The organism is Ruminococcus sp. AM43-6, assembly GCF_003461785.1.
Taxonomy (GTDB): domain Bacteria; phylum Bacillota; class Clostridia; order Oscillospirales; family Ruminococcaceae; genus Hominimerdicola; species Hominimerdicola aceti.
In genome coordinates this window covers 102,608-114,449 of record NZ_QTXU01000004.1, presented here as the reverse complement: position 1 = coordinate 114,449, position 11,842 = coordinate 102,608, and the positions used below count along the sequence as shown (strand labels likewise).

General features: G+C 44.4%; 11 protein-coding genes. 10 read left to right on the top strand and 1 reads right to left on the bottom strand.

Annotated elements, in window-relative coordinates; all coding sequences use genetic code 11:
- Positions 1–109: 109 nt before the first annotated feature.
- Positions 110–997, top strand: a complete 888-nt coding sequence (gene dprA, locus DW938_RS04570) for a DNA-processing protein DprA (RefSeq protein WP_118124016.1) — start codon at positions 110–112, stop codon at positions 995–997.
- 181 nt (positions 998–1,178) lie between these two features.
- Here dprA and DW938_RS04565 read toward each other — a convergent pair whose 3' ends face one another.
- Complete coding sequence (locus tag DW938_RS04565; protein WP_118124015.1) at positions 1,179–2,471, bottom strand: adenylosuccinate synthase; 1,293 nt, start codon at positions 2,469–2,471, stop codon at positions 1,179–1,181.
- Positions 2,472–2,743: 272 nt separating this feature from the next.
- Here DW938_RS04565 and DW938_RS04560 point away from each other — a divergent pair, with 272 nt between their 5' ends.
- The 9 genes from DW938_RS04560 (at position 2,744) to DW938_RS04525 (ending at position 11,835) form a co-directional block, all read left to right on the top strand.
- The gene (locus tag DW938_RS04560; RefSeq protein WP_118124014.1) at positions 2,744–3,862 is read left to right on the top strand and encodes a hypothetical protein; all 1,119 of its coding nucleotides are present in this window, start codon (positions 2,744–2,746) and stop codon (positions 3,860–3,862) included.
- 267 nt (positions 3,863–4,129) lie between these two features.
- Positions 4,130–4,798, top strand: coding sequence for an ATP-dependent Clp protease proteolytic subunit (locus tag DW938_RS04555; RefSeq protein WP_081856029.1), 669 nt, complete (start codon positions 4,130–4,132; stop codon positions 4,796–4,798).
- Positions 4,770–4,904, top strand: coding sequence for a hypothetical protein (locus DW938_RS15245; RefSeq protein WP_256321493.1), 135 nt, complete (start codon positions 4,770–4,772; stop codon positions 4,902–4,904). The genes DW938_RS04555 and DW938_RS15245 overlap by 29 nt, the downstream gene beginning before the upstream one ends.
- 27 nt (positions 4,905–4,931) lie before the next feature.
- On the top strand, positions 4,932–5,798 hold the full coding sequence (locus DW938_RS04550; RefSeq protein ID WP_118124013.1) for an undecaprenyl-diphosphate phosphatase: 867 nt from the start codon (positions 4,932–4,934) through the stop codon (positions 5,796–5,798).
- A gap of 135 nt (positions 5,799–5,933) precedes the next feature.
- Positions 5,934–8,525, top strand: a complete 2,592-nt coding sequence (locus DW938_RS04545) for a DNA translocase FtsK (protein WP_118124012.1) — start codon at positions 5,934–5,936, stop codon at positions 8,523–8,525.
- Between the two features lie 20 nt (positions 8,526–8,545).
- A complete protein-coding gene (locus DW938_RS04540) occupies positions 8,546–9,487 on the top strand; it encodes a ComEC/Rec2 family competence protein (protein WP_118124011.1) in 942 nt (313 codons plus the stop codon).
- Between the two features lies 1 nt (position 9,488).
- Positions 9,489–9,704 (top strand): DUF3006 domain-containing protein, encoded by a 216-nt coding sequence (locus DW938_RS04535; RefSeq protein ID WP_118124010.1) that lies wholly within the window; start codon positions 9,489–9,491, stop codon positions 9,702–9,704.
- Between the two features lie 26 nt (positions 9,705–9,730).
- A complete protein-coding gene (locus DW938_RS04530; protein ID WP_022287306.1) occupies positions 9,731–10,603 on the top strand; it encodes a MurR/RpiR family transcriptional regulator in 873 nt (290 codons plus the stop codon).
- The gene (locus tag DW938_RS04525; RefSeq protein ID WP_118124009.1) at positions 10,600–11,835 is read left to right on the top strand and encodes an NAD(P)/FAD-dependent oxidoreductase; all 1,236 of its coding nucleotides are present in this window, start codon (positions 10,600–10,602) and stop codon (positions 11,833–11,835) included. Before DW938_RS04530 ends, DW938_RS04525 begins: the two co-directional genes overlap by 4 nt.
- The last annotated feature ends 7 nt before the right edge of the window (positions 11,836–11,842 follow it).

The following is an 11,842-nucleotide window of genomic DNA, read 5'->3' as shown; positions in this document are numbered from 1 at the left end:
ACAGTAATCCTTTGATTTAACCAAAATGCTATAAAATTTTGTTGTTTTTAACAATAAAATATGATACAATAAGATTAAAAGAAATCTGCCAACTGGAGGTGCAGGAAAAATGCTTGAAAATACAGACAGAAAGCTGTTGTGGCTGTGGCTCGATGTTGCGTTCGGACCTGCGGACAAGCGTTTGTGGGACGTTATGTCATATTATGACAGTGTTGAAGAAATGTGCGATGATCTATTGTCACTGCGCTGTGGATACGTTACTCAGCAGGAGGCTGAAAAGATAGCCTGCTGTACGTTCTTTCAGGCGAAACAGGTGGCTGAATACTGCGAGAAAAAGGGTATATATATCCTAACCCCTGACGATCCTCTTTATCCTGAACGGTTGAAACATATAGAATGTCCGCCTGCTGTGCTTTTCTGCCGTGGCGATGTAAGCTGTCTGTCTATTGAAAAGAGCGTTGCCATTATCGGCACAAGAGAACCAAGTAATTATTCAACAGCCGTGGCGGAGGAGTTTTCAAGTTTTCTTGCAGAACGTGGGGTAAATATCATAAGCGGATTTGCTATGGGTATCGACACTGCCGCACACCGCAGTGCGATGCGTGCAGGTGGCAGCACTGTAGCTGTTATGGGCTGTGGGCTAGAATATGATTATCCTCGTGGCAGGACGGGCTTTAAGCGTGAGATAGCAACACATGGGGCAGCCATATCGGAATTTTTCCCGCAGGCAAGACCTGTTCCTGAGAATTTTCGTATAAGAAACCGCATTGTTTCGGCACTTTCACATTGCGTTCTTGTGGTTGAAGCAGGAATACGCAGCGACACGCTGAATACTGTAAATCATGCTTTATCCCAGAATAAAGACGTTTTTGTTATACCGCCTCATGACATTTTCAGCGAGAAATACGCAGGACAGTGTGCGCTTCTCCGTGACGGAGCGGTAGAAGCTTATTCTCCAAAAGATATCCTCTATTTTCTCAATAAAGCCAAAATGTAGAACTACACTTAGTTAGTGTTTAATATCATACCTGTACCAAATCAACGATATCTACGTTATTTGTAGGGGGGCTGCTCAATTTCTGTTTCGCAGAAATGCGGCGTGCCGATCATTCGTTTTTTACACTCTAAATGAAAAAAAGGCTGCGACTTTTTGCCGCAGCCTTTTGTGATATTTGAAATTACTTTGAAAGTGGGCTTTCTCTGTAGATGATGTCCTCTCTCTTTGGTCCGTTTGAAACCATTGTGATAGGGAAGCCGATATGCTTTTCAACGAAGTCGATATACTTCTTGCAGTTTTCAGGAAGATCTTCATACTTCTTGATGCCCCTGATGTCTGACTTCCAACCGTCGAGAACTTCGATAACAGGCTTTGCCTTTTCGAGCTTTCTTGTTGTAGGGAAGTCTGTTGTTACCTCGCCGTCTATCTCATAGCCTACACATACAGGGATCTTGTCAAGATAGCCGAGAACGTCAACTACTGTGAAAGCAACGTCTGTTGTGCCTTGGATACGGCAGCCGTACTTAGTTGCAACGCAGTCGAACCAACCCATTCTTCTAGGTCTGCCTGTTGTTGCACCGAACTCTCCGCCGTCGCCGCCTCTCCTTCTCAGCTCGTCAGCCTCGTCACCGAATATCTCAGAAACGAATGCGCCTGCGCCTACTGCGGAAGAATAAGCCTTAACAACAGTTACGATAGTCTTTATCTCATAAGGAGGTATACCTGCACCGATAGCACCGTATGCTGCCAGTGTAGATGAAGATGTTACCATTGGATAGATACCGTGGTCAGGATCCTTCAGTGAGCCAAGCTGACCCTCAAGAAGAACGTTCTTGCCTTCTTTGATAGCGTTCCAAAGGAATGCAGATACGTCGCAAACGTATGGTGCTACCATTTCTTTGTACTCCATAAGAGTATTGAAAAGCTCATCAGCGTCGATAGGAGGCTTGTGATAGAGGTGTTCAAGAAGAATGTTCTTCGTTTCAAGAACTCTTTTGATCTTTGTCTTGAGAGCATCTTCGTCGAACAGCTCCTGTACCTGGAAACCTATCTTTGCATATTTATCAGAATAGAAAGGTGCGATACCCGATTTTGTTGAGCCGAAGCTTGCCTTTCCGAGTCTTTCTTCTTCGTACTGATCGAACAAAACGTGATATGGCATTACCATCTGCGCTCTGTCGGAAATAAGTATCTTAGGCATTGGAACGCCTTCGGAAGTTACCTTTTTAAGCTCATTGAAAAATACAGGGATATTAAGTGCAACACCGTTGCCGATAATATTTGTTGTGTGATCATAGAATACGCCGGAAGGCAAAGTGTGCAAAGCGAACTTTCCGTAGTGATTTACAATAGTATGTCCTGCGTTAGCACCGCCCTGAAATCTTACTACTATATCAGACTTTTCAGCAAGCATATCGGTAAGCTTGCCCTTACCCTCGTCGCCCCAGTTTGCGCCGACAATCGCTCTAACCATTTAATTTTATCCTCCTTGCCATAAAACAGCAAAATTAGTAGCAGATATTTATCAAAATCAACACTGCCACCAGAATATTATAGCACAAAACATTCTATATGTAAAGGCACTTTTAAACATTTAACACTTTTATAACATTTAGCGTATTACCATACTGCTATGATAAAGAATAAAAAGTTTTAATATATCTTGCAAAAATCAGATTTGTGTATTATAATATAGTGTAACGGCTCGTGCTGTGAGATAACAAAATAAAATACGAGGGGATAACGATGACAAAAAGAAAACAATGTGCGGCTCTTGCGCTTGCATTGACGCTGACAATTTCTATGTTCGGCTGTGAAAAAGACAAAGAAACAACACAGTCGTCTGCGGTGTCGCAGATAAAGACAAGCGACTCAGCTCAACCAAGCAATGTGAAGGTCAAGGAATACAAATTTCCGGAGTTTCTGAATAAAATAAAAAGCCTTGACGAGCTTTCACGAAAGCTTTATACAAGCTTTGACAGCACTCAGTATGTTGCCGAGGTTGAGGAGCAGCCTTTTGAGGAATATAAATGTGAAAAGCTTCTTGCAGATCTTTTCTTCACTTATCGTGACGGCAGAGCAGTGGGACTTCTTGACAAGTCCGGAAACGTTGTGCTTGAAGCTGATGAGTACACTGAAATAACTGTGGTTAGCAATGGTATTCTACAGCTTTCCTATGATAAGGAGCGCAACGCTCCTATGCAGTATATGAAATATGACAGCGACGGAAATTTAAGTGACTATAAGCATAAGAAATTCTCCGCTGACAGCCTTTATACATATGAGTCGCAGGCTGATGACAGCGGCACGGACGCTGTTTATTCACTTATGATTCCTGACGGTAAAAATGTTGTGTCATCAGACGGCTCGGATAAGTGGGATTCTGTTGAGGAGATATCAGCCGACAGCATAGATACAAATAAGGCGTACAAAGGCTTTTACAAGCTCACAAAGAATGGCGGCATATACTATGCTTGCTTTGATGATTTTTATAATTATGATATCTACGAGGGCGCATATGCAAAGGTTTGTGTGAAAGTAGGCGGAGAATACGGAGAATGCTATCTTGCCGATCATGATGATTACAACGAGCTTGTGAAAATGATAGACAGCTTCGGCAACGCTTCATACAGGACGGCTCCGTCTAAAGATCCGGGACTTGATTTTATACAGATAACTCTAGGACTTAAAGAGAACACCAAAACAGAGATAACTATTTCTTCTGACGGCTATTGCCTGACGGACACCATAGAAGCTGCTGAGGGTGAGGCTGTGAACAAGTATTTCTCCTATCTTGACAAGGAAGATTTCGCAGATCTTATACTTTGGTGTGAACAGGTGCTTGCTGAGGAGTATCAAAAATAGATTTAAACTTTTTATAAATAATTTGCAGGATAGCGTAAAATTCCTGCAAAATTGTTTTTTTAGCCCTTGCAAGTTGTTGACATTAGGTAGAACTTGTGCTATTATATTAAAGGTGTGGCGGTTTTCCTGCATATTTTCAATGAACACTGCAAATACTTCTCTTGTGACGAAAGTTACTAATGAAGAACGGGAGGTATCTGAGTGTCTGAACAAGAAGAAAATGTAGAGAGCGAAAAGCTTGCTGAGGATATAAGGCAGATAAAGGAAATGGGTTCTGTCACATTGCCGGATGCAAAGCACGTTATACACTGCCTGAACATTATCGGTCAGGTGGAGGGGCATTATATTTTGCCTGCACAAAACAAGACCACCAAGTATGAGCATATCATACCTGCCCTTGTTGCTATCGAACAGGATAGGAGCATAGAGGGGCTTGTGATAATCCTCAACACTGTGGGCGGAGATGTGGAAGCAGGACTTGCCATTGCAGAGCTTATTGCTAGTATGAAAACGCCTACTGTGTCAATGGTTGTGGGCGGAGGTCACTCCATAGGTGTGCCGTTGGCGGTGTGTGCGAAAAAGTCATTTATAGTGCCAAGCGCCACAATGACCATACACCCTGTCAGAATGAACGGACTTGTGCTGGGAGTACCCCAGACGCTTTCCTACTTTGATAAAATGCAGGAAAGGATAGTACGATTTGTGTGCGATAATTCAGCCATAAAGCCTGAGCGTTTCCGTGAGCTTATGATGTCAACGGGCGAGCTTGTAATGGACGTTGGTTCTGTTATCGACGGGGAGCAGGCTGTAAAAGAGGGGCTTATCGACAGGCTCGGAGGGCTTTCCGAGGCGATAGACTGCCTTTATGATATGATAGAAAACAGTTCTGAAAAGGAGAAAGCTGAAAATGTTTCAGACAATAATCGACCTTTATGACGTATTCAGGACTGACGTAGATATCGGAGAAGAGTTTGAGGGTGATGATACTGCTGTGGACACAGACCCCGCACATTATCTCAGCCGTGACGGCTTTTATCTCTGACAAATAACAAAATTTCGGAGGACAGCAATGGGTATCATCAATGCGATTTTTCAGGCTATAATTCAGGGCTTGACGGAGTTTCTTCCAGTTTCAAGTTCAGGACATCTTTCACTGTATCAGCATTTTACAGGAAACAGCGGAGAGGGAGCTTTGTTTTTCTCGGCGATACTTCACCTTGGCACGCTGGTAGCAGTATTTGTGGCTTTCAGGAAGACAATATGGGATATGATAAAAGAGCTTGGCGTTATGATAAAGGATATTTTTACAGGCAAGTTCACTCTTAAAAATATGAATCCTCCAAGGCGTATGATAGTTATGATAATAGTTTCCTGCTTCTGCCTTGTACCGTTCCTGCCATTTAAGGGCTGGTTTGAGGGCATTGCAGAGGATTCAAGCATTTTCGCAGAGGGTCTATGTTTCCTTTATACATCGGCAATACTTTTTATGTCAGACCGCTGTGTAAAGGGTAAAAAGACTCAGGGCGATATAGCTTATAAGGACGCAATAACGGTCGGACTTTTTCAGGGAGTTGCATTGCTGCCCGGCGTTTCAAGATCAGGCTCGACTATCTCAGCGGGACTTTTCTCAGGCATGAACAGAGAAACATCGGTAAAGTATTCTTTCATTCTGGGCATACCTGTTATACTTATGAGCTGTCTGCTTGAAGTCAAGGACGCAGTTTCAACACATACTGATATAGATTGGGTTAGCTGTGCAGTTGGATTTGTAGTTGCAGCATTTGTGGGACTTTGTGCTATCAAGCTTGTAAACTGGCTCGTTAAAACGGATAAATTCAAGGTGTTTGCTTATTATACCCTTGTGCTTGGCGTCATAGTCCTTGTTATCTCATTTATCGAGATGTGCATGGGTCACCCTATATCCTTTGCAAAGTAATGACATAAGATAATACAGTTTCTGTGAAAAAGCTTGAAATTCTGTTTTCAGGCTTTTTTGTGGGTTATAAAGGCAAATAACATTTTGCCTTTATTTGCTTAAATAAGACAAATACCGAAAGGAATGGTAAAATAAATGGCAGCTCAAAAGAAAGGCTCAAAGCCTGCGCCAAAGCAGACAGCGGCAAAGAAAAAGCCCGCACAAAAGCCTGCGCAAGCTGCAAAAAAGAATACAAAACAGCAAAAGCCTCAGAGCAAGCCGCCACAGTCAAATTCCATGACAGCAGTGAGAGAAAGAGAGAACAGACGCTTCTGGTCTTACATACTTTTCTTTTTCGGCATACTTGAACTGCTTATCACGTTCGTGGAGGGGGACGGCTTGTGGAAATGGCTCCATGAGCTGAACCGAGGACTTTTCGGCGTGACAGTATTTCTGTTTGCACCTATGATAATCTATGTTGCACTTATGATAGCCTCAGATGTGACCCACAACAAGGTCATAGCGAAGGTGGTGGAGGGAAGCGTTCTTATGCTTCTTATAAGCGGCATGGCTCAGATAATCCAAGTGGGCTCTGTGGACGGAAGCTCGTTCTGGCTTAAACTTGTGGGGCTTTTCAATGATGGAAAACAGCTCCGTGGCGGCGGACTTGCAAGCGCATTGCTTGGCTGGCCTTTGCTTTCGCTTTTCAAGAGAGTTGGCGCAGGTATCGTTATCGTGCTTGTGGCGTTCACTTTTATAATGTTGCTTACAAATGTTACGCTTCCGCAGCTTCTAAAGGCAGTTTCAAAGCCTTTTGTAAAGAGCTATGAAGCGGTGAACGAGGAGCGTATCGAGCGTGCGGCTCAGCCTCCGAAGCCTCCAAGAGAGAAAAAAGAACCTAAGCGTAACGGCAGAGTTGATATTGCAAAGTTCTATCCTGACGATGACCCTGACACTGCGGCGGAAGCCTTTGTGCCTGTTGCAGAGGCGGAAGAAGCTGCCGACAAGGTGGACGCTTCAAAGATAGATATGCCTGTTCACCCTGTGAAAGCCCCTGTGATAACACATGAAAAGCTTGAAGAAACGGCTAAGACTACCGATAATGAGGAGCTTAAAAAGATAATAGAAAACGCCATAGGCGACAGCAGAGAAGAAAAGAAGTCCAAGGACGAGCCTGTTAAGCCACCAGTAGTGAATGTTGATAAGAACGGTCAGACAACGTTCTTTGAGAAAGATAATAAAATATCTGCTTACGTTTATCCACCTGTGGATATACTCAAATATGCTAAAAATCCTGTGGCTTTCGAGATAGTTCAGCAGGAGATTCAGGAGAAATCTGCGAAGCTTGTGGAAACGCTTGAAACATATGGCGCTAAAACAAGGATCGTGGGCATACACAGAGGCCCTTCGGTTACAAGATATGAGCTTCAGCCTGCAGCAGGTGTAAGAGTGTCGAAGATAACGGGTCTTGCAGACGATATCGCACTTAACCTCGCAGCAATGAGCGTTCGTATCGAAGCTCCTGTTCCGGGCAAGGCGTGCATAGGAATAGAAGTGCCGAACGATCATAGAGATACGGTTTCTCTCCGTGAGCTTATCGACAGCGAGGAATACAGAAAGGCAAAGGGCAAGCTTACCTTTGCAGTGGGCAAGGATATCGAGGGTAATATCATTATCGGCGATATCGCCAAAATGCCGCATATGCTCGTTGCAGGTACAACAGGTTCAGGTAAGTCTGTTTTTACAAACTCTATCATACTTTCTATACTTTACCATGCGTCGCCTGACGAAGTAAAGCTTATTCTTATCGACCCTAAGAAAGTCGAGTTTCCTATTTATAATAAGATACCGCATTTGCTTATCCCTGTTGTTACCGAGCCTTTAAAGGCGGCTGGTGCGCTTGGCTGGGCGGTAAATGAAATGAACAAGCGTTATCTTATGTTCGAGGCGAACAATGTAAAGAACTTGCAGGAGTTCAACGACATGGTTCTTGAGGAACGCAATAAGCCTGCCGAGGAGCAGGACGAAGTCCGTGCAAAGATCGACCTGCTGCCGCAGATAGTTATTGTGGTCGATGAGTTCGCCGATCTTATGATGGCTGCGAGAAGCGAGGTAGAGGACTCGGTTTTAAGACTTGCACAGCTCGCCCGTGCGGCAGGAATACATATGATAATCGCAACACAGTCCCCTAGGGCGGACGTGTTGACAGGACTTATCAAGTCGAATATCCCATCGAGAGTTTCTCTTAGTGTATCCAGCAACGTTGACTCACGAGTTATACTTGATGAAAGCGGTGCAGAGAAGCTTCTGGGAAACGGCGACCTGCTTTATAAGCCTGTTGGCGTTAAAAAGCCTATAAGAATGCAGAGCGGCTATGCAGCGACTTCTGAGATAAGAGAGGTTGTAAACTTCCTCAAGAACGAGCATACCGCAGAATACAGCGACGAAGTTATCGCAGAGGTGGAGGAGAATACTCCGCAGCCAAAGGACAGCGGTTCGGCAGGCAGCGATAATGTTTCCGTAAATCCTGATGATGACCTTGTAAATCAGGCAATATCCATAATCGTGCAGACAAACAACGCTTCCACTGCGTTCTTGCAGAGAAAGCTAAAGCTCGGTTTCCCTAGAGCCGCCCGTATCATGGACGAGATAGAGGAAATGGGCATAATAGGACCACAGGAAGGCTCTAAGGCACGAAAGATAAACATAACAAAAGAAGAATGGGCTGAAATGCAGGCAAGAAGATAGCTCAGGCGGAAAGGGATAACATGGCAGGCAGATCTGCGAAAAAGAAAAATTCGACAGCACCGCTTAAAAAGGCGGTAACGCTCATAGCGGTTTTTGTGGTGCTGCTTTTTACAGTGCTTGACCTGACGGGGTTAGTTTCTTTCGACAGCTTGCTTATCAAGGCAGGCATTGAGGACAAGCCGGCGGAACACGCTCAGACAGAGGTGCATTTTATCGACGTTGGTCAGGGCGACAGCACCCTTGTGATATCACAAGGGGAGGCTATGCTCATTGACAGCGGCGATAAAGATGACAGTAATAAAATAGAAAAATATCTTGAAAAGCAGGGAGTAACAGAGTTAAAATATCTCATTGCCACCCACCCTCACGCTGACCATATTGGTGAAATGAGCGAGATAATAGACCAGTTTCAGGTGGATAAATTCATTATGCCGAAAGTCAAGGCTGATATGACGCCCACCACAACGATATATGAGAAAATGCTCAAAAGCATAAAGGCAAAGGGATTGAAGATAACACAGGCAAAGCCTATGGAATTTGAGCTTGGAAGCTGTAAGGTGGAGCTTTTCACACCAAAAAAGGATTATGATGATCTTAATAACTATTCCACCCTTGTGAAGATAACAGATGGTGAGAACAGCTTTCTTATCACAGGGGATTGCGAGACCACTGAGGAGAAAGATATACTTTCTCAGGGTTATGATGTTTCCGCAAAGGTGCTTAAAGCAGGTCATCACGGCAGTTCCACTTCTTCGGGAGTCGATTTTCTTAACAAGGTCATGCCGAGATATGCTGTTATATCCTGCGGCAAGGGCAACAAGTATGGTCACCCACACGAGGAAACTGTCACAAGGCTGAAAAAATATGCTTCCCATTTGTATGTCACTGCAGATGTGGGAACGATAGTTTTCAGCTCAGATGGCGAGGGGCTGAGCGTTTCTGCTGAAAAGGGAGAAAAGTGATATGGAAGAGATTCTTATAGTTGACAGGATAGAAAACGGCTATGCCGTGTGCGAAACTGAGCAGGGAGAAAAAAAGGATATACCGCTTTCTGAAACAAAAGACGTTCACGAGGGTGATGTGCTTATCTTAAAGGACGGCGTTTATATCCAAGATAAGGACAAAACGGAAGCAAGAAGAAAAAGGATACTCGCCCTACAGGAAGACCTGTGGGCTTGATTATATGCTGAGAGGTATAGATAGAAATGGAAAAAGATTTATTTACGCTTATCAATGAAAAGCTTTCAGGCTTATCAAAGGGACACAAGCTTATTGCAAACTACATTCTCTCCCACTATGACAAAGCGGCTTTTATGACGGCTCAGAAGCTTGGAAAAACTGTGGGCGTCAGCGAATCAACAGTAGTAAGATTTGCCTCAGAGCTGGGCTATGACGGCTATCCTGCCCTTCAAAAAGGCTTGCAGGAGCTTATGAGAAACAAGCTTACAACTGTTCAGAGAATAGAGGTCACTTCCGACCTTATGAGCAGTGACAACGTGCTTGAAAGGGTGCTGAATCTTGATATCGACAAGATAAGGCGTACTTTGGAGGAAACCTCAAAGGAGGACTTCAACAATGCCGTTGATACTATCGTGTCCTGCAATACCCTTTACATAATGGGTACGAGAAGTGCAGCTTCTATCGCTTCGTTCCTTGCTTATTATCTGGGACTTATTTTCCCCCATGTAAAGCTCGTTCAGAGTACGACTACTTCCGAGCTTTTTGAAAAGATAATGAGAATAGACGAAAAGGACGCCATGATAGGAATTTCTTTCCCGAGGTATTCAAAGCAGACCGTCAAGGCTCTTAAATATGCAAAGAGCAACGGTGCGAACGTTATCGCTATAACAGACTCAAAGGCTTCGCCTATCGCAAAGTATGCAGACAGCCTGCTTCTTGCAAGAAGCGATATGGCTTCATTCGTTGACTCTCTCGTTGCACCGCTGAGCCTTATAAATGCACTTATCGTTGCGGTATCAATAAGAAATATCGACAGAGTGTCCCAGACCTTTGAACGTCTTGAAAAGGTTTGGGCTGAGTATGACGTTTACGCAAAAAGCGAGGAAGATACACAGTGAGAAGATTTGACGCAGTTATAGCTGGCGCAGGTGCGGCAGGAATGTTCTGCGCAGTTCAGCTTGGCTGGCGTGGAAAGAGCGTTGCTGTTATCGAGCATAGCGGCTGTCAGGGCAGAAAGCTCATGATAACAGGCAAGGGCAGGTGTAACGTCACAAACAACTGCACCGCTGACACTGTTATGAAAAATATTCCACGCAACAGCAAGTTCATGTATTCAGCACTGAGCAGATTTGCTCCAGAGGACGTTATGAGCTTCTTTGAGTGCCTTGGTGTGGAGCTTAAAACAGAGCGTGGCAACAGGGTTTTCCCTGTGAGCGACAATGCGAAGGATATCGTAAAAGCACTTGTAAAAGCCTGCGAGGACAGTGGTGTGCAGTTTATCGACGATGAGGTAAAAGAGCTTATCATAAAGGACGGCAGAGCAGAGGGCTTTAAATGCGAGCATGGGGATTATTACGCAGACAGTGTTATCGTTGCAACTGGCGGGAAATCCTATCCACGGACAGGCTCAACAGGCGACGGTTATAGGCTTGCGAAGTCTGTGGGGCATAAGGTCACGGCAATAACTCCGTCACTTTGCCCTGTGGTCACTTATGAGCGTGAGGAATGTGCTTCTGCAATGGGGCTTTCCCTTAGAAACTGCACCTTGACGCTTCGTGAAGAGGACAGAGATAAGCCGCTTTTCCACGAGCTTGGAGAAATGCTTTTCACACACTTTGGTCTGAGCGGACCGCTTGTACTTTCGGCTTCGGCTCACCTTGGTGATATGAACAAGTCAAGGTATTATATGGATATTGACCTTAAACCTGCGCTGAGCCATGAACAGCTTGACAGCAGGATACTTCGCGATTTCGGTGATTTTCCAAACAGAGATTTTCAGAATTCACTGGGTAAGCTGCTGCCTTCAAAGATAATACCACTTATAATAAAAAGGTGCGGTATCGACCCTGAGAAAAAAGTAAATCAGATAACCCGTGAGGAGCGTGAAAGGCTTGTTTCCACAGTGAAAAAGCTAACGTTCACAGTGAAGTGTATGCGTCCTGTAGAGGAAGCTATCATAACCCGTGGAGGAGTTGATGTTTCGCAGATAGACCCACGGTCAATGGAGTCAAAGCTGTGTAAAGGACTTTACTTTATCGGTGAGGTGCTTGACGTTGACGCTTATACAGGGGGCTTTAATTTGCAGATAGCGTTTTCCACGGCGTATAGCTGTGCGGATAAAATAGGATAAGGAGATT